Below are 19615 nucleotides of genomic sequence, written 5' to 3'. Positions count from 1 at the left end.
TCGATCTTACATAAAACAAGTTATAGCGCTACCGTGATCATCACGGATCGTTATAATGCCAAGCCTCGCAATTTAAAAATGAGTCCGAAGTGAATAACGTCGATCAACAGGAAATCAGCAAATTTGAGGCTTTGGCCGCAACATGGTGGGATCCACAAGGGCAATCAAAGCCACTACATCAGATTAATCCGCTGCGCAGCCAATTTATTGAGCTGCACAGTCAGGGAGTGGCTGGCAAAAAATTGCTCGACGTTGGCTGTGGCGGCGGACTGCTATCTGAAAGCATGGCGCGAGCAGGTGCGGACGTCACTGCCATTGATATGGCAGCCGCGTCAATTCAAGTTGCCAAGCTTCACGCACTCGAATCGCAGCTGCCCATCAATTATCAACAGCAAACGGCAGAGCAATTAGCCATAGCGCAACCTGCAACCTTTGATGTCATTAGCTGCATGGAAATGCTCGAACATGTGCCTGAGCCGCTATCAGTATTGCGTGCCTGCAATACCATGCTAAAACCCGGTGGTTGGTTGTTTTTATCAACGCTAAATCGCACCAAGCGAAGCTACTTGATGGCCATCGTCGCAGCCGAGCAGGTGTTAGGCTGGTTGCCCAAAGGAACCCATGAGCACGGCAAGTTCATCAAGCCCTCAGAACTGTTGGCGATGACCGACCAATTTGGCTTAAACAGCCGCGCCATTTCAGGCTTTCGCTACAACCCGCTGACCGACAAATTCAAACTCCACCATGATGTCTCGGTAAATTATATGGTTGCGCTGCAAAAGCCGGAGGCCACTTCCGATCATGACTAAAGCTGTCTTATTTGATCTCGACGGGACACTACTCGACACCGCTCCGGATTTAGTCACAGCGCTGAATAAAGTGCTAACGGCCGTTGGCGAGCCGGTTAGTGACTATGAGCATGTTTGTGACTTTGCCTCTCATGGCGCTATTGGCTTACTTCGGCGAGCCTTGGGTGATCGCCTAGAGCAGTTCGATATTGCGCCATTGCGGCAAATGCTGCTTGATTTCTATGCCGACGATATTGCCAGCGGCACCCTTGTTTACCCCGGCATTGACTCGCTAATCAATGAGCTGGACCAACGCCAGATTCCTTGGGGAATCGTAACCAATAAGCCGGCATTCCTTACCGATGCCTTGCTGCCGCATTATCCCCTATTCGGCCAATGCAAGGTGGTGATCAGCGGCGATACCTGTGGCGTTGCGAAACCCCACCCGTTACCGATGACCACAGCAGCAGAAGCTATTGCAATGGTACCGAGTGAGATTATTTATGTCGGCGATGCTGAACGAGATATGGAAGCTGGCAACAAAGTGAACATGACCACCTTGTTGGCGAAATGGGGTTATATCGACGTGGAGGATAAGATTGACGACTGGGGCGCGGACGGTATGGTCGAGCACCCGACTGAAATCCTCAACTGGTTAAAATAGCAACAATCTTGTCAAGTAAAAAATACAGTTTTTCGGCGCATTTTTTTGTTCCGTGCGGCAGATAAAAAAAATGACATAAAACAATTTTTGTCGTTTTTAATGATGGCGCATCGCAACCCCTTTAGCGCCAAGGCTTTCGTTAAAATCAAGCCCTAATCGCACCAATTTGAGGCCCCAAAGCAATACACATATGGGTGTTGAATTTGATCCAGAAGCACATTATGTTGTGCTTCGAATTCAAAATAACACTAGATGTGCTTAACAAATAGACAGTCGTTGGGCACACGGAGAGAGGCTGACTCAAATACATGGATACTCAACTCCTCGTCACCAAACGCAACGGTGAGCAAGAACCACTGGATCTGGAAAAAATTCATCGCGTCATTACCTGGGCCGCAGAAGGACTCGACAAAGTGTCGGTGTCACAGGTTGAACTCAAGTCGCAAATTCAGTTCTACGAGGGGATTAAGACCGCTGATATTCATGAAACCATGATCAAAGCGGCCGCTGACCTCATTTCAACATCAGCGCCTGACTATCAATACCTCGCCGCTCGGTTGGCTATTTTCCACCTGCGCAAACAAGCTTATGGCCAATATGAGCCACCAGCACTGTTTGATCACGTCAAGGGCATGGTTGAAACCGGTCGCTACGACAGCCACTTGCTCGAAGATTACAGCGAAGATGAATTCCATGAGATGTCATTGTTCATCGATCACCAACGCGACTTGACCTTTAGCTACGCTGCCGTGAAGCAGCTCGAGGGCAAGTACTTGGTGCAAGATCGCGTTTCCAAACAAATCTATGAAAGCCCGCAATTCCTCTACATTCTGGTGGCGGCGTGTTTATTCGCCCATTACCCGAAGACCACACGACTGGATTATGTGCGGCGCTTCTACGATGCCATTTCTACGTTTCGTATTTCTCTGCCAACGCCGATCATGGCCGGTGTGCGCACCCCGACTCGCCAGTTCAGCTCCTGTGTATTGATTGAATGCGGCGACAGCCTCGATTCGATCAATGCAACTTCCAGCGCCATTGTAAAATACGTGTCGCAACGCGCAGGCATTGGTATTAACGCCGGTCGCATTCGCGCCGTTGGTAGCCCAATTCGCGGTGGTGAAGCATTCCACACTGGCTGCGTGCCATTCTTTAAACACTTCCAGACAGCCGTGAAGTGCTGCTCGCAAGGTGGTGTTCGCGGTGGTGCCGCCACCCTGTTCTACCCAATGTGGCACTTAGAAGTTGAAGATCTGCTGGTATTGAAAAACAACCGTGGTGTTGAAGAAAACCGCGTACGTCACCTAGATTACGGTGTACAAATGAACCGGTTGATGTATCAACGTCTGCTGCAAGGTGGCAACATCACGCTGTTCAGCCCATCGGATGTCCCAGGCTTGTATGATGCGTTCTTCGAAAATCAGGAAAAATTCGAGCAGCTTTACGTGCAGTACGAAGCTGACGAGTCGATCCGCAAGAAGACCATTAAGGCTGTCGAGTTGTTCACGTTATTTGCTCAGGAGCGCGCCAACACCGGTCGCATCTATCTGCAAAACGTCGATCACTGTAATACCCACAGTCCATTCAACCCAGAATACGCCCCCGTTCGTCAGTCGAACTTGTGTTTGGAAATTGCCCTGCCAACCAAACCACTGAACAGCTTTGATGACGACGAAGGCGAAATTGCCCTGTGTACCCTCAGCGCATTTAACCTTGGCGCGATTAAATCGCTTGATGAATTGGACGGTTTAGCGGATCTTGCGGTACGTGCCCTTGATAGCCTATTGGATTACCAAGACTACCCAGTCAAAGCGGCTTACAACGCCACCATGGGTCGTCGCACCTTGGGCATTGGTGTCATTAACTACGCCTATTACTTGGCGAAAAATGGCGTCAAATACTCTGATGGCAGTGCCAACGGCCTGACTCACAAAACCTTTGAAGCCATCCAGTACTACTTGCTCAAGGCGTCAAACCAACTGGCGAAAGAGCAAGGCGCTTGTCCGAAGTTTAACGAAACCACCTACTCGCAGGGTAAGTTGCCAATCGACACCTACAAGAAAGATTTGGATGCGGTTTGTGATGAAGCACTGCATTTGGATTGGGAAGGCTTACGCGCCAGCATCGTTGAACATGGTTTGCGCAACTCAACACTCAGTGCGCTAATGCCATCCGAGACCAGCTCGCAGATCTCCAATGCCACCAATGGTATTGAGCCACCGCGCGCCCACGTTAGCGTCAAACAAAGTAAAGACGGCATTCTCAAGCAAGTTGTGCCCGAGTTTGAAACACTCAAGGACAACTACGAGCTACTGTGGCAAATGGGTGGCAACGATGGCTATTTGCAACTGGTTGGTATTATGCAGAAATTTATCGATCAAACGATTTCTGCCAACACCAACTACGATCCGGCGATGTTCCCAGATGGCAAAGTGCCGATGAAATTATTACTCAAAGATCTGCTAACCACGTATAAGCTAGGGATCAAGACCTTGTACTATCACAACACCCGTGATGGTGCAGCCGACGCGCAAGAGCCAGAAGATGATGGCTGCGCCGGCGGTGCTTGTAAGATTTAATGTTGCGGCGGTTCCATTTTCCTTGTGAGCCGCCATCGTTTTATTGTTTTTTGATTGTGAGAGTTTCCGTTCGATGAAGTACACCACGTTTAGCCGTGAACAAAATGACGCGTTAAAAGAGCCAATGTTTTTTGGTAATCCGGTCAATGTGTCGCGTTACGACCAGCAAAAGTACCCCATCTTCGAGCAGCTCATTGAAAAGCAATTGAGCTTTTTCTGGCGCCCAGAAGAAGTCGATGTCAGTAAAGATCGCATTGACTATCAAGCGCTGCCCGCTCACGAGCAACACATTTTTATCAGCAACCTGAAATATCAAACCCTGCTTGATTCGATTCAAGGCCGTTCGCCAAACGTCGCTTTGCTGCCATTGGTTTCCATCCCTGAATTAGAAACTTGGATTGAAACTTGGGCTTTTAGCGAAACCATTCACAGCCGCAGCTACACCCATATCATTCGCAATATTGTCAAAGATCCTTCGACGATTTTTGATGACATTGTGTTGAATGAAGAGATTCTCAAGCGTGCCGAAGACATCAGCCGTTACTATGATGACCTGATTGATGCAACTCGCCAGTACCAAGAGTATGGCGAAGGCCAGCACTCCTTGGCTAACGGCGAAACTATCGATATCAGCCTGCGCTCACTGAAACGCAAGCTCTACATGTGTTTGATGTCAGTCAACGTGCTCGAAGCCATTCGCTTTTACGTCAGCTTTGCCTGCAGCTTTGCCTTTGCCGAGCGCGAATTAATGGAAGGTAACGCCAAGATCATTCGTTTGATCGCCCGCGATGAAGCCTTACACCTGACCTCCACACAGCACATGCTCAACATCATGGCGTCAGGTGAAGATGATCCAGAAATGGCTGAAATTGCCATCGAATGTCACGCGGAGGCAACGGAGCTGTTCCGCTTTGCTGCCGAGCAAGAAAAACAATGGGCCCGCTACTTGTTTAAAGATGGCTCGATGATCGGCCTTAACGAGACCATTTTGTGCCAGTACGTTGAATACATTACCAACGTACGAATGCAAGCGGTTGGCTTGCCAAAAGCCTTCGAAACCAGTGAAAATCCGATTCCTTGGATCAACACCTGGTTGTCATCAGACTCGGTACAAGTGGCGCCACAGGAAGTTGAAGTCAGCTCTTATTTGGTCGGCCAAATCGACAACTCGGTTGATGTTGACGATTTATCTGAATTTACCCTGTGACAGATAAGACGGACGGCAAACGGCCTTGGGTATTTATCCAAGGCCAGCAAGCGTTTCAATTTGATCCGCAACAACACGATAGCTTGCTTGAAGCCATGGAAGCGCACAAAGTGGCAGTCCATTATGAATGCCGTAGCGGCTATTGCGGCGCCTGCCGCACCACCACGTTAGATGGTGAGGTCGAATATCAACATCAACCCATCGCCTTTATTCGCAAAGGCGAGATCCTTCCTTGCTGCTGCACCCCAACCCGCGATATCACCCTAGTTCGCGATTAATACCACATATGGTTTAACCTGTAGCGACTATAGTTGCCACGCCAGAGAGACATAGGCGGAACGTGGTTGTCCTGGGAAATAGCGATCGCCGCTAAACGAGGTGTAATCCGCTCGTTCAGCATAACGCTCATCAAGCAAGTTAAACACATTCAACGACAGCGTTAGATTTTGCCATCCCCACGATGTGTAGAAGTTAAACAGTTCGTGGCCATGATAGCGATGGCGGTTTTCAGCGTCGGTGAAGTAAGCGCCTTGATACTGGTACTCCAGCTCGATGCGACCTTGTTCAGCAAACCGATAACCCAATTGTGCATTGCCAAAATGACGTGGCGCTGAGTCGACTTCATTATTGTATATATCAACATCATTAACGATGCGGTGATCGCGATAGCGGTGTCGCGCTACATTAGCCGCAACCCGCACATCCCACTGATCATTAATCAGGTAATGCAATAATAGTTCGCCGCCATGGCTCAGCATGTTGCCGTCAGCAACGTTAAAAAAATCGGAATCGCGATAGATCACATGAGACTTGTCGGCAATGTATGCGACAACCTCTGCCGCTAATCGCGGCCCTTGATAAGCGTATCCCAATTGCGCTGAGCGCTGCTCTTCTGAATCCAAATCGGCGATGGTTTGCTCGCGTTGCAGTCGATACAGCTCGGTCGCTTGCGGTGGCCGAAACGCGTGTGACACATTCAAAAATAGCTCGGATTGCTGGCTTAATTGATAAATGGCGCTGAACTTGGGCGAAAGGTTGGTAAAGCTGTTGCGATCATCTGCCGGCCGGCTATAACGGCAGCCCCCGAAACCACACTCGCTACCATCTTCTTTGACCCGCCCATCGAGCATGCGATTGTCATAGTCATACTCCATGCGTTCAAGTCGTGCGCCCAGTGCTAATGTCAGCTGCTCCGACGCTTGCCAAGATAAATTGGTGAAACCGGCGATTTGGCTGGCATCGACGCGGTAATCGTATTGCTTGCCGGCAGGGATGGTTTGTTGCAAAAACTCCGAGCCTTGAGTGGGTTGCGCTTGGGTTTGTTTAAGGGAGCCGCGAGTCAATTCAACATCGACACCGGCAGCCCATTCCAATTGCGCACTTAGCGCAACAACATAACTGCTTTGGATGCCCGCACTGTAGTGGCGATTTTTTTCCACCGGCGTGCCGGGCAGAAAGTGTTGCAGCAAACGCATGTCGGCAAAGCGCAGATAGGGCATCAATGTCCATTCCGCACCGGCGCTATCAAGCGTCTCGAACTGACTGGCCAGCCGCACCGATTGGGCGTCTCGGAACGCATCTGGATTCGGGTTCGATTTACTCAGCTGCTTTGATTGATAAGCTTTATAGCCACTAATGTAGCCCGCTGTGTCTTGATCTAAATTGGTCGCGCTTAGCGTGGTGACATAATCCCAATCGCCCACCGTACTTTGATATTTGACGTTGAATTTTTGTTGATCGTAACCAGAACTATGGCGATAGCCCCCATCAGAGGTAACCACCGCATCGATCCGCACTGGCAGCGCCTCGCCACCACCAAGGGAATACACCGCTCGTTTGAAATCATAAGCACCGTATTCGAGGCGAACGGCCTGCTCTGGTACCACCGAAATAGCCGGCGTGATGACGTTAATGACGCCATTCATGGCATTGGCCCCATAGAGCACCGAATCGGCACCGCGCATCACCTCAATGCGGTCGGCAAATTCAGTTGGCGCCCCAAACAGCTCGTTGATATTGCAAAATCCAGCGGCTCGCAGCGCAATGCCATCAACAGCCGAGAGAATACTGCCACAGGCACCCGCTCCTGTGAGTATGGGCGATCGAACCGCTGGCAGATATTCCTGACCATTGCCGCGCGCTAAATTAACCCCCGGCAAGCGATTGATTGATTGCTGAATGTGCTGATGTTTGACCAACGACAGGACGTCGCCATCGAGCGTCACTTGCCGGTCGCCGGGTTGGTTTTGCAATACCAGCTCGCGGCTCTTGGTCACCGTAATCACTTCAACCTTGGTCTCAGATACCTCGGTTTGTGCCGCGATGCTTGTTTGGATCACCATCAAGGCTAGCGAGAGCCCTACAACCTGTCTGCAAACCTTCATACCACTCCTGCTCTGAAGCCACTTCCGTCAACATGTCGGGTCTTATACGGTTGCCAAATGAATTCGACTCAACTCGATTAACATTCTGTTTATTCGAAATAATATGGCGCGCTACAGAACGCTGCACTGATAATAAACGACCTCGACATCGCCCAAGGGATCGCGATGAATGCCGGTTTTTAGATAGCTCATGCCAAGCTTTTTCATAATACCAATGGACGCATGGTTATCTTCCAGAGCAATCGCGGTGAGCCATTTTGCCTCGCCCAAGCCGATGACCGCATTAGCGATAGCTTGCGCCGCTTCGGTGCCATAACCTTGGCCCCACGCTTTGCGATGAAAGCGCCAACCAAGCTCCAAATTGTTGTATTGCGGCGTATCGGTGAAAAAATCCATCGGCCGCACCAGCACCCAGCCCAAGAATTCACCGTTCGCTTTCAAGCAAACTTTCCATATCCCCCAACCTTTTGCTGGATTGCTGTACGACTCCATACGAGGCACATACACTTTAGCGATTTCTTCTCGCGTGGTGCATTTACCGCCATTGATAAACCGCATGACCTGCGGATCTTGGTCAAGTTGAAACAACAACTCGGCATCTTTAGCCGACATCAGCTCAAACTGTAATCGTTTGCTATCCGCTACCAACAACATCTGGTTTACCTTGCGCGATTAGGGTTAAAGAGCGCGGATTATAACAACGGATGAACCGCAGATGGGCAGAATATCGTGCCCAGCTAATGGCTACACTTGGACGAAGGCCAAAAAACGTTTCCTGACACGCTTTCTCAGTGATATGGTGAGCAGTCGAATCAGGCAATCTATCTAGTTTTCATTTGATAACAAGGACATTGAACACATGAGTTCTTATCAGCATTCCAGCAAGCTCGACCACGTTTGTTACGAGATCCGTGGCCAAGCCTTGCAAGAAGCCAAGCGTCTTGAAGACGACGGCCACCGGATCACCAAACTGAATATTGGTAATCCCGCCCCGTTTGGCTTTGATGCGCCGGAAGAGCTGATTATTGATGTCATCCATAATTTGCCACAAGCGCAAGGCTATGCCGACTCCAAAGGCCTGTTCTCTGCCCGCAAGGCAGTCATGCAATACTGCCAACAAAAGCGCATCATGGGCGTTGAGATTGATGACATTTACATGGGTAATGGTGTCAGTGAGTTGATCGTGATGGCCATGCAAGGGCTGCTCAATGACGGCGATGAAATGCTGATCCCAGCACCTGATTACCCCCTATGGACGGCGGCAACCACCCTCGCTGGCGGTAAAGCGGTTCACTATCACTGCGATGAAAGCGAGCAGTGGTATCCAGATCTGGACGATATCCGTGCCAAAATCACCCCTCGCACTCGTGGTTTGTTGGTGATCAACCCCAACAACCCAACTGGCGCCGTCTACCCGCGCCATATTTTACAGGGCCTTATCGAGATAGCTCGCGAACACAACTTAATTGTGTTCGCCGATGAGATTTACGACAAAGTCATTTACGACGATGCCGAACATATCGCGCTGGCATCACTCGCCGATGATGTTTTGTTTGTTAGCTTTAATGGCCTGTCAAAGTCCTACCGCGTTGCCGGATTTCGGGTCGGCTGGATGGTGCTTAGCGGCGCCAAGCGGCGTGCAACAAGTTATATTGAAGCGCTCAACGTACTGGCGTCGATGCGCCTATGCGCCAACGTACCCTGCCAAAATGCAGTGCAAGCGGCGTTAGGTGGCTATCAGAGTATTAACGATTTGGTATTGCCGACAGGCCGATTGCATCAGCAAATGGATGTTGCTTGGAAGGCACTAAATGATATTCCGGGTGTCAGTTGTGTCCGTCCGAAAGGCGCAATGTATGTCTTTCCAAAACTCGATCCGGAAGTTTATCCGATTCATGATGATGAGCGGTTCGTATTGGATTTACTACTTCAGGAAAAGATTTTAGTAGTGCAAGGTTCAGGCTTTAATCTGCCAACCACCGATCACTTCCGCATTGTCACCTTGCCACGCGCAGAAGAATTGCAAGAGGCGATTGCGCGGATCGGCCGCTTCCTTGAAAGCTACCGTCAGTAATCGCAGAACTATGGCAGTAATGCTTGCCAGCATTACTGCCAGCTAAACACTTGGCGCCAATCTGCCTTCATGTCAACAACCAGCCAACCGCTTTGTTCCGCAAGTTGTAACCCTCGCTCCAAACTCGATGCGTACTTACTCTTGTTGTAAGCCCATTCCCGCTCGCCATCGGTGTGGTGAATTAACATCGCCAAACGACGGCCATCGCCAGCGGCAGTCCATTGCAGCATCGCAATGTCATCATCGGCATTGCCAATGGCTAGAATTGGCCGGCGACCAATGCGCTCATTGATTGCAACGGCTTTGTTACCAGCGGTGTTAATAAAACCCACTTCCGGCATATGGATCAGACTGGGACGACCGTTAAGCACCCGATATTCGGTTTTAAGCTCACTGGCAATCACCCGATCCGGCGGGATCCCGTAGACACGTTCGCTCCAAGCGCGAACAAAACCAGCACTACCACTGGTGACAAGCCAAATGTCAAAGTCATGCTGACGCAAATAGGCCAACAATTGCATCATCGGGACGTAAGTCATATCCGTGTGCAAACGCTTCGATAATGGGTTTTTTGCCTCAACAATCCAACGATTAACCCGCGCATCAAATTCAACAATCGGTAAGCCAACATGAGTTGCGATAAATAGTTGCAATAGTCCCTCGATGCCCTGCTCTCGCAACAGCGCCAAGTTGTTGTCATTCGCCGCTTTAAACACCGGCTGACTGATCAACTCAGGGTTATCCTTGACCATTAGCTGCGCCTGATGCAGCGCAAACAACAATTGCGGCGATGCCGGTTGCTCAGCCCACAGGGTGCCATTGTTATCAATCACTGCGACGCGTTGCTCTGGTGGCACAAAATCTGGCGACTGGCGATCGGTCACCGCCGCCACAAAGCTTTTGATCCGGTTTAATGTTGCGCCTTGCTGCCAGCCATTTAGCTCATCGGCGTGACTGGTTGGCATCATCATCAACAGCATGACAACGGGCAGCATCAGAGTTCGGCGAATTACAATGGTCATTTAAACGGTGCTCGCGTTTACAGGTGAGAATGCGCTTGGCGCGCCAATACCAAGCAGTTTAGCAGCAGTTTGCAATGATGATGGCGCCAGCGTCATCAAGATCAGCTTGATCCTTTCCGCTAGAAGTGCCGAAAAATCAGTTTTCTCGAGGTTAATCCTCCCGAGTAAAAAGGCTGATTACGGCCATCTGATACTTGTTGCAATTCAAGGACTATGCGAAGCTGGCGGCAATAGCAATACGATTGAGAATAGCTCGTGAACCAAGACTGGAGTCAACGTCGTTCCGATGAAAATAAAGAGCGCCGGGATGATCATCGTTCGCCTTATCAGCGCGATCGTGCCCGAGTGCTCCATTCCGCAGCATTCCGCCGTTTACAAGCAAAAACCCAAATTCACGGCGTCGGTAGCTCTGATTTTTACCGCACTCGGCTGACCCACTCACTGGAAGCGAGTCAAATCGGCTCCGGCATTCACGCGCAACTCAGCTCTAAATACCCTGACTTGAAAACGCTACTTGGGCCTGTCGAACTGATTGAGACGCTATGTTTAGCCCATGATTTGGGCCACCCACCGTTTGGCCACGGTGGCGAAACGGCGCTGCATTATATGATGCGTCATCATGGCGGCTTCGAAGGCAATGGCCAAACTTTTCGTATCGTCACCACCCTTGAGCCTTACACCGAGTATTTCGGCATGAATCTGGCGCGGCGCAGCTTATTGGGGCTGGTGAAATATCCGGTATTGATGGCTAATGTTCACAAACCCATGATGCCGGATAACCAAGCGATCAGTGGCCGCAACCTCAATACCAGCCAATGGCATCCAGCCAAAGCCTTGTACGACTGTGACCAACGCTGGTTTGACTGGTTATTGCAGCCGTTATCTCGAGCCGATCGCCATGAGTTTACCCGCAGCAGCGATCGGCAAGATAACCATCGCAAGGCGATCCACAAGTCGCTCGATTGTTCAATTATGGAGTTGGCTGATGATATTGCTTATGGCATTCATGATTTGGAAGATGCCATCACTCTCAACATGGTGCGCCGAGATGAGTGGCTCAAAGCAGAGCTGGCACTCATGGAAATTGACGACCAGTGGCTGACTACCCACATCATGGCGATTAGCGAGCAGCTGTTCAGTCCCTTTACTTATGTTCGCAAAAACGCCATTGGCGCGCTGGTGAATTACTTCATCACCGCCATTGAGATCCAGCGCAACTCGGACTTTGCCGAACCACTGCTGGCCTACAATGCCCAGCTACCGGCATCAGCCAATCAAGCCTTGGCAATTTTTAAGCGCTTTGTGCTGGAGCGAGTGATCCAATCTCATCAGGTACAAACTGCCGAATACAAAGGTCAGCAAATGATCATGGCTATCTTTGAGGCGGTTGCGTCTGATCCTGGGCGGCTATTGCCAATGGAAGCAAGAGACCAATGGCGCCAACAAAGCTCAAATAACGGTCAAATGCGGGTGATCGCCGATTGGATATCGTCGTTGACGGATCAATCGGCTCAGCGGGTGTACGGAGAGTTATTTGCTTAGGGCTAGCCTGGCACTAGAGCCTGTTGATCTTTGGTGTATGAATTTTGTTCGTTCAAAATGCTCTGTTGAGCAAGAAGCGAGCTATGCCGTATAGCAATCTATACAAATAGCGAGCGACGTAGCGAAATGAGCATTTTGACGAACCCTTCGGGCAGCGTTTATTGGCAATTTATTCCGCGTCAGCGATTATTCATTGACGGCCAGTCAACTTCATAATCGCTTCCTTGCCTAAATCACCAATAAATTGCTGCAAAAACACACCCCAAAGATCAACAGGCTCTAGGACGCAAGTACCGGAAAAATATCTTTTAAACCCTGCGCCATAAACTCAACCGCCATCGCCATCATGATCAAGCCCATAATACGAGTAATGATGTTGATGCCGGTTTGCCCGAGAAAGTCAGATAAGGGTGCCGCTGCCCGAAACGCGCCCCAACAAATCCCTGCCGACGCCACAATACCCGTGGCAAACCCCAGCAAATGCTGCCAATCAGGGTGTTCAGCCGAGTAAACAATGACCGTGGTCATTGCGCCAGGGCCAGCAATCAAAGGAATTGCCAACGGCACCACCGCGATCGATTCGCGAGTGACTGATTCACTGACTTCATCGGGGTTGCGGCGCACATCACTCAACTGCCCTTTGAGCATACTCATAGCAATGATCACCAGCATGGCACCGCCTGCAATCCGGAAGCTGGCAATACTGATACCAAAGATTTGCAGAATCAGCTGACCGACCAACAGCACAGTGACCAGAGACACCACTACAGTGAAGATCGCAACGGTATTGGTCCGAGCTCTCTCGGTATGGCTTTGGTGACTGGTGAGGCCAATAAACACAGGCAGCAGCCCAAATGGATTCAAGATAGCCATCAAGCCAATAAAAAACTGCAAATAAAGGGCGGTATCAAACGCCATAACTGTGTCCCCTGTTGCGGGTCATATAAAGAAGGAGCGCATTGTAGCTGCCGATCGGGAAACCAGCGATTGAAATTTTTTGACGAAAAACTGCACTCATCAATAACTATTTATAATGCCAGATCAATATTTATTAATTTTAGTATTGAAATTAATAAACTTTTCGGTAATGTTGCGCTCGCCGTTATAACTTTCTGAATTGAAACTCGCGGATCGGATTTGCGTGATCAATGTACAGTTTTTTGGCGCATGCTCGCCGATTTCTGTAATTTAATTTCACTTGATCAACATCAAATTTGGTCATGCCAATAACCATATAATGGCGCCAACCCACAGAGATTTCAGGCTTAAACCAAGTTTATAACTATCTACTATACTTGCGCAGAATCGTTCTTCGGAACCCTAAAAAAAGCAAGCTGGTTTAGGCAAGAAATTTCAAACTTAACGGAGTTACACAATGTCACAAGTGACAAACGTAGAAGAACTCAATGCGGCAATCGCACGCGTAAAAGCTGCCCAAAAAGAGTTCGCTTCTTTCTCGCAAGAGCAAGTCGACAAAATCTTCCGCGCAGCTTCTCTCGCTGCTTCAACTGCCCGTATTGAACTGGCTCAAATGGCCGCCGAAGAAACCGGCATGGGCGTGATGGAAGACAAAGTGATCAAAAACCACTTTGCATCTGAGTTTATTTACAACAAATACAAAGATGACAAAACTTGTGGTGTCATCGAGTCAAACGAAGAAGCCGGCACTATCACTATCGCCGAACCAGTAGGTATTGTTTGCGCCATCGTGCCAACGACTAACCCAACTTCTACTGCAATCTTTAAAGCCCTGATCAGCCTGAAGACTCGTAACGGTTGTTTCTTCTCGCCGCACCCACGTGCGAAAAACGCGACCAACTATGCTGCTAAGCTAGTGTTGGACGCAGCGGTAAAAGCTGGCGCGCCAGAAGGCATCATCGGTTGGATCGACCAACCTTCTGTTGAGCTTTCAAATGCCCTGATGAAGCACGACGACATCGCGTTGATCCTTGCAACTGGTGGTCCAGGCATGGTGAAAGCGGCCTACTCTTCTGGTAAGCCTGCGATTGGTGTTGGTGCTGGTAACACGCCTGTTGTTATTGATGAAACTGCCGACATTAAACGTGCTGTTTCTTCTATCTTGATGTCTAAAACTTTCGATAACGGCGTTATCTGTGCTTCTGAGCAAGCGGCCATTATCGTTGAAGACGTCTACGATGCGACTCTTGAGCGTTTCGCTCGCTACGGCGCTGCAGTATTGAGCAAAGCCGATGCTGATAAAGTACGTAAAGTGCTGATGATTGACGGCGCGCTGAACGCTAAAATCGTTGGTCAACCAGCATACAAAATCGCTGAGCTAGCTGGCGTAACTGTTCCTAAAGCCACCAAAATCTTGATTGGTGAAGGCCTTGAAGCATCTTATGACGACGAATTCTCTCACGAGAAATTGTCTCCAACTCTCGGTGTTTACAAAGCCAAAGATTTTGAAGACGCAGTTCGCCAAGCAGCTGTTGTTCTTGATATCGGTGGTGTTGGTCACACATCTGTACTGTACACCAACCAAGACGCCAACGAAGATCGTATTGCCTACTTCGGCGACAAAATGAAGACCGCTCGTATTCTGGTCAACACACCATCTTCTCACGGTGGTATTGGTGACCTGTACAACTTCGACCTAGCGCCTTCTCTTACTCTGGGTTGTGGTTCTTGGGGTGGTAACGCCATCTCTGAAAACGTTGGTCCTAAGCACCTGATCAACAAGAAAACTGTTGCGAAGCGAGCTGAAAACATGTTGTGGCACAAACTACCTAAGTCTGTTTACTTCCGTCGTGGCTCACTGCCAGTTGCTATGGATGACCTGGAAGGCAAGAAACGCGCTCTGATCGTAACTGACAGCTTCCTGTACAACCACGGTTACACTGATGATCTGCGCAACATCCTGAAAGATAAAGGTATGGAAGTTGAGACTTTCTATGAAGTTGAAGCGGATCCAACGCTGACTATCGTGAAGAAAGGTGCAGAAGTTTGCCGCACTTACCAGCCAGACGTCATCCTTGCGATTGGTGGTGGTTCACCAATGGACGCCGCGAAAATCATGTGGGTTATGTACGAGCACCCAGAAACTGACTTCGAAGATCTGTCTATGCGCTTTATGGACATCCGTAAGCGTATCTACAAGTTCCCTAAAATGGGTACTAAAGCTGAGTTGGTATGTATCACTACCACTTCAGGTACAGGTTCAGAAGTGACTCCGTTCGCCGTTGTAACTGACGATACGACTGGCCAGAAATACCCATTGGCTGACTACGAGCTGACGCCAAACATGGCTATCGTTGACGCTAACTTGGTGATGGATATGCCTGCTTCTCTGGCAGCATTCGGTGGCTACGATGCGGTTACTCACGCGATGGAAGCTTACGTTTCTGTTCTGGCTAACGAATACTCTGACGGTCAAGCGCTGCAAGCTCTGAAACTGTTGAAAGACTTCCTGCCAAGCTCTGTGAAGAATGGTAAGAACGACCCAATCGCTCGTGAGAAAGTACACAACGCTGCGACCATCGCTGGTATCGCGTTCGCTAACGCTTTCTTGGGTGTGTGTCACTCAATGGCTCACAAACTGGGTGCTGAATTCCACATTCCACACGGTTTGGCAAACGCCTTGTTGCTGGCTAACGTGGTTCGTTACAACGCAACTAACACGCCAACTAAGCAAACTGCATTCTCTCAGTACGACCGTCCGAAAGCCCGCGCTCGCTACGCAGAAGTTGCTGAGCACTTAGGCTTCCGCGAAGGTAACACTGAAGCGAAGCTGAATGCCCTGCTAACTTGGTTGGAAGATCTGAAGAAAGAGTTGGGTATTCCAATGTCTATTCAAGAAGCCGGTGTTTCTGAAGCTGACTTCTTGGCTAAAGTTGACCAACTGGCGGTTGATGCGTTCGATGACCAATGTACTGGTGCGAACCCACGCTACCCACTAGTTAGCGAGCTGAAGCAAGTTCTTCTTGATTCTTTCTACGGCCGTCCGTACCAAGAAGCAGAAGACAGTGCTGATGCGGTAGCAAAAGCTGCTAAAAAAGCACCAGCTAAGAAAAAAGCTGCTGCTAAAAAATAATCGAGTTTCTCGATAGCAATAAAGCCGGTCTCTGATCGGCTTTTTTTATGCTTGTTGGCTAGTCGTGCCAATCAGATCCCGAGCATTTGCGATGAGTCATTCATCACCCACTCAGACACGCTGTGAACATGTCCATATGAGCTCTGCCGCAGCATCCATGCTGCGGAAGGTCTTCGTCGGTAATAAACAACTCACCGCTTTCAAATTTTGCGGTTAACTTCGTTTAGCGATGCATGTTAGCTATAGCGTTTCAACCGAGATAAACAATACCCCGACAAGACGCCGTGAAATCATCCATGATGGCTCTACTGCTGCGTCCTGCAGCAGAAGCTTATTGATGAACTATTTATCCCGCTTGCTAAATGAGCCCACCGAAACTTCAAGCAGGCAGCAAGTGTCGCTGTGAGGTGCTTCATCCGGCATGATCTAACTAGTCACTGCACTTTCGCTGCGTTGAAGAGAGCAAGGCTAGAGTGAAGCGTCGCTGGCATGGAAGCCAGCGACGAGCCTACAGGGAAGTATTCACGGCGTCTGAACGTTGACTTGCGCTCTTTATCGCTTAATGAGAAGAGATAACCGAATAGAGATACTTGCTGACGGCTCTCACCAATCAGGTTCCGAGCATCAGCAATGAGTCATTTATTACCAACTCAGACACGCTGTGAACATGTCCATATGAGCTCTGCCGCAGCATCCATGCTGCGGAAGGTCTTCGTCGGTAATAAACAACTCACCGCTTTCAAGTTTTGCGGTTAACTTCGTTTAGCGATGCATGTTAGCTATAGCGTTTCAACCGAGATAAACAATACCCCGACAAGACGCCGTGAAATCATCCATGATGGCTCTACTGCTGCGTCCTGCAGCAGAAGCTTGTTGGTGAACTGTTTATCCCGATTGCTAAATAAGTAAGCGATACTTCAAGCAGGCAGCAAGTGTCGCTGTGAGGTGCTTCAGCCGGCATGGATGCCGGATGTAGAGCGCTCCATGGATGGACTTGAGCGTCACCGAGTAGTGACACTTGTTGGTTGCTTACTCGCAAATCAGAGCCACAAAAAAACCGGCCAGTTGGCCGGTTTGTCTGAATCTTCTCAGAAGTTACTGAACTGGCTTTTCCGCCGGGCTCAACTTTAATTTAGTAAAGGTAACCTGAGTGTAGTTGCCGTCGGCCTTGTCTTTCTGCCAATCGCCAGTGCCAGGACACTTGGTGTACCAATCGCCTGGGGCATCTTTGGTCGAACACTGATTGTAAGCGCCTGCTTTGAAGTAATTCCAATCACCGGTATAGCCTTGCGGGTGGTCTTTTTCATCAACCTTACCGTTAGCATCAATGTTGTTCGACAAATCAATCGCATACTCAACAGTTGGGTGACCTTCAGCAGTGAATGTCAGGTACATGGTGTTTTCATAAACATTAATCACATAGCTGAACTCTTCGCCCAGCGCGATACCTTGAGCACCTGGCTCATCTTTGTTTTCCCAAGTATTGCCCCAAACTGGGTAAGCAATATCGGTACGGTTTGGATCTTCTTTCGGCAAGTTGCGCTCGTAGTTCCAGAACACTGAACCTTTGTCATGGTGAGGAAACTTCTTGTAGTAAATCTTGATAGGCTCGTTGCCATAGCCAAAACCATCACCCTCGGCGATCAGCTTTTTATCTTTACCCGCATGGATCTGACCAACAACCACCGAATATGCTGGCCGCTTATCTGGATAACCGGCATTTAACGAGACATGGTCAACTTTCAACGATGCTTCCATCTTGCCGCCAATGGCGCCAAACTCAGAAGCTTGTGGATGTGCGGCCAAGGCAAAGTTATTACCTGGGGCCTTGGTTTTAATCTTCTTGTTAGTTCCGCGAATCATCTGACGCAATTCACTGCGAGTGTTCGATGACGTTGCTGTGGTGGTTGCCTTATTAGGCACCGCAAACACCATGTTGCCATCGGCGTCCAAGTAGAAATAATCAGGGTGCCGGTAACTCTGGATTGCTTTAACGTCAATCTCATCAACCTTACCGTTGCCATCGGCATCCATCGGCAAAGTGATTTTCCACTGGCTAAGATCAAATTTATCGGCCGGTACAGCGGCAATCGAGCCAGCAGAAACGCAAGCGGTAAGACCAACAGCGGCCATTAGATAACTAGTTGATGACAATCGGTACATGTGTCTGAACCCTTTATTTGCACAAGCTTGTCGCGTTGTGAATTAATTGGAATTTGAATGCGGCTCATCGAGCCCAGTTCAGCGCTGTAATTTATCCCTGACAGCTCCATGCTCGACTTCCATTAAAGAGCATGTTGGGCAAACGTTACCGCAGAACCAAAACCAAAAATAGGACTGACAGAAAAAACAACCAATGTAATACCAATTTAATTGACAAACACCACAATTGGTTAGATTAACCTCCTTCTATGTTTACTTTTGTGCATCGAGCACGGCCTGGCGTTGACGTTGGTATTCCTCGTAAGATTCGCGGTGAACCTGCGCCAAGCAGCTACCTCGATCCGGCTCGGGTAAGTTCTGGCAAGCATTTAAACGATTTGACTGAGCACTATGATAAAGCTGCTTTGAACTGCAGCCAGTGACCGCCAGCAACATTAGGGCCAAGTAAACTAAACGTGTTGATGACATCATATTGCTCCGAATGATTGAATTATCTATCTGACCAAATTGCCAGTTCGTTGCCACTGGGCTCGATAAAATGACAACGATTACTGCCCCGTGACCGAGTTCAAGTCTAGCCAAATATCACGTTGATAATTGGCTAAATTAACGGTTAGATCGGCTGAACATGTTGACCAAGCGCCTCAGCGAGCACTTTAGAGCGCGCAAGGTCGTTGTCGCAGCATTGAGCCCTGGTTGGGTTCAAACGGATATGGGGGGGCGCCGAAGCACCGACATCTGTTGAACAGGTGGTGCCCATCATCGCCACCACCATCGCTAATTTGGGCATTGAGCAAACGGGCGGATTCTATGATGAGCGAGGACAAGCGATCAGCTGGTAGTTGAAACCTACACTAACGGATATCAAACCCTTCTATGCCGATCTGGTCTTGCCATTCGACCGTAATGGTAGAGACTTGTGCCGAGGGTGGCCCTTCTTCAAGCCAATCGACTAAGTTCTGCAGGTGATTCATTTCTCCTTCGGCATACACACAGACCCGACCATCAGCTAGATTTTCAGCATAGCCGTTCAAATACAGTTGCTGGGCTTTTTGCATGGTATGAAAACGAAAACCGACACCTTGCACTAAGCCGGAAATATAACCTTTGAATGCAGCTTGAGACATAGCGCCCCTCCTTG

Annotated in this window: 15 protein-coding genes; 8 read left to right on the top strand and 7 right to left on the bottom strand. The window is 49.3% G+C overall.

Features of this window, described 5'->3' with window-relative positions:
• Nucleotides 1–89 precede the first annotated feature (89 nt).
• The 5 genes from ubiG to yfaE all read left to right on the top strand — a co-directional run bounded on the left by ubiG (nucleotide 90) and on the right by yfaE (nucleotide 5516).
• The gene (gene ubiG, locus IC617_RS16420; RefSeq protein WP_191146073.1) at nucleotides 90–809 is read left to right on the top strand and encodes a bifunctional 2-polyprenyl-6-hydroxyphenol methylase/3-demethylubiquinol 3-O-methyltransferase UbiG; all 720 of its coding nucleotides are present in this window, start codon (nucleotides 90–92) and stop codon (nucleotides 807–809) included.
• Nucleotides 802–1452 carry an HAD family hydrolase gene (locus IC617_RS16415; RefSeq protein ID WP_191146072.1) on the top strand — a complete coding sequence of 217 codons (651 nt, stop codon included), beginning with the start codon at nucleotides 802–804 and terminating at the stop codon, nucleotides 1450–1452. Before ubiG ends, IC617_RS16415 begins: the two co-directional genes overlap by 8 nt.
• Before the next feature lie 308 nt (nucleotides 1453–1760).
• Entirely contained in the window at nucleotides 1761–4031 is a 2271-nt protein-coding gene (nrdA, locus tag IC617_RS16410; RefSeq protein ID WP_191146071.1) for a class 1a ribonucleoside-diphosphate reductase subunit alpha, read from the top strand.
• Nucleotides 4032–4104: 73 nt separating this feature from the next.
• A complete protein-coding gene (nrdB, locus tag IC617_RS16405; protein ID WP_191146070.1) occupies nucleotides 4105–5238 on the top strand; it encodes a class Ia ribonucleoside-diphosphate reductase subunit beta in 1134 nt (377 codons plus the stop codon).
• Complete coding sequence (gene yfaE, locus IC617_RS16400; RefSeq protein ID WP_369410424.1) at nucleotides 5235–5516, top strand: class I ribonucleotide reductase maintenance protein YfaE; 282 nt, start codon at nucleotides 5235–5237, stop codon at nucleotides 5514–5516. The genes nrdB and yfaE overlap by 4 nt, the downstream gene beginning before the upstream one ends.
• Before the next feature lie 27 nt (nucleotides 5517–5543).
• Here the strand turns inward: yfaE and IC617_RS16395 are convergent, their stop codons facing one another.
• Nucleotides 5544–7622 (bottom strand): TonB-dependent receptor, encoded by a 2079-nt coding sequence (locus IC617_RS16395; protein WP_191146069.1) that lies wholly within the window; start codon nucleotides 7620–7622, stop codon nucleotides 5544–5546.
• A gap of 111 nt (nucleotides 7623–7733) precedes the next feature.
• Entirely contained in the window at nucleotides 7734–8276 is a 543-nt protein-coding gene (locus IC617_RS16390; protein ID WP_369410423.1) for a GNAT family N-acetyltransferase, read from the bottom strand.
• 205 nt (nucleotides 8277–8481) lie between these two features.
• Between IC617_RS16390 and IC617_RS16385 the strand changes: the two genes are divergently transcribed.
• Entirely contained in the window at nucleotides 8482–9696 is a 1215-nt protein-coding gene (locus IC617_RS16385; protein WP_191146068.1) for a pyridoxal phosphate-dependent aminotransferase, read from the top strand.
• A gap of 32 nt (nucleotides 9697–9728) precedes the next feature.
• Here the strand turns inward: IC617_RS16385 and IC617_RS16380 are convergent, their stop codons facing one another.
• Complete coding sequence (locus IC617_RS16380) at nucleotides 9729–10718, bottom strand: HAD family hydrolase (RefSeq protein WP_191146067.1); 990 nt, start codon at nucleotides 10716–10718, stop codon at nucleotides 9729–9731.
• A 255-nt stretch (nucleotides 10719–10973) separates the two neighbouring features.
• Here IC617_RS16380 and IC617_RS16375 point away from each other — a divergent pair, with 255 nt between their 5' ends.
• Nucleotides 10974–12260 carry an anti-phage deoxyguanosine triphosphatase gene (locus tag IC617_RS16375; RefSeq protein WP_191146066.1) on the top strand — a complete coding sequence of 429 codons (1287 nt, stop codon included), beginning with the start codon at nucleotides 10974–10976 and terminating at the stop codon, nucleotides 12258–12260.
• A 279-nt stretch (nucleotides 12261–12539) separates the two neighbouring features.
• Here IC617_RS16375 and IC617_RS16370 read toward each other — a convergent pair whose 3' ends face one another.
• Nucleotides 12540–13178, bottom strand: coding sequence for a YchE family NAAT transporter (locus IC617_RS16370; RefSeq protein WP_191146065.1), 639 nt, complete (start codon nucleotides 13176–13178; stop codon nucleotides 12540–12542).
• Nucleotides 13179–13635: 457 nt separating this feature from the next.
• On the opposite strand from IC617_RS16370, the gene adhE reads away from it, so the two are divergent.
• Nucleotides 13636–16311, top strand: a complete 2676-nt coding sequence (gene adhE, locus IC617_RS16365) for a bifunctional acetaldehyde-CoA/alcohol dehydrogenase (RefSeq protein WP_191146064.1) — start codon at nucleotides 13636–13638, stop codon at nucleotides 16309–16311.
• A gap of 1095 nt (nucleotides 16312–17406) precedes the next feature.
• On the opposite strand, the gene IC617_RS16360 is transcribed toward adhE, so the two are convergent.
• The 3 genes from IC617_RS16360 to IC617_RS16350 all read right to left on the bottom strand — a co-directional run bounded on the left by IC617_RS16360 (nucleotide 17407) and on the right by IC617_RS16350 (nucleotide 19601).
• A complete protein-coding gene (locus IC617_RS16360) occupies nucleotides 17407–18474 on the bottom strand; it encodes a polysaccharide lyase family 7 protein (RefSeq protein WP_191146063.1) in 1068 nt (355 codons plus the stop codon).
• Between the two features lie 252 nt (nucleotides 18475–18726).
• The gene (locus IC617_RS16355) at nucleotides 18727–18945 is read right to left on the bottom strand and encodes a hypothetical protein (RefSeq protein ID WP_191146062.1); all 219 of its coding nucleotides are present in this window, start codon (nucleotides 18943–18945) and stop codon (nucleotides 18727–18729) included.
• 383 nt (nucleotides 18946–19328) lie between these two features.
• Entirely contained in the window at nucleotides 19329–19601 is a 273-nt protein-coding gene (locus IC617_RS16350; protein WP_191146061.1) for an acylphosphatase, read from the bottom strand.
• Nucleotides 19602–19615: the final 14 nt, after the last annotated feature.

Origin of the sequence: Neiella litorisoli, assembly GCF_014773395.1 — a bacterium.
Lineage (GTDB): Bacteria > Pseudomonadota > Gammaproteobacteria > Enterobacterales > Neiellaceae > Neiella > Neiella litorisoli.
This window is presented reverse-complemented; position numbering and strand designations above follow the sequence as displayed.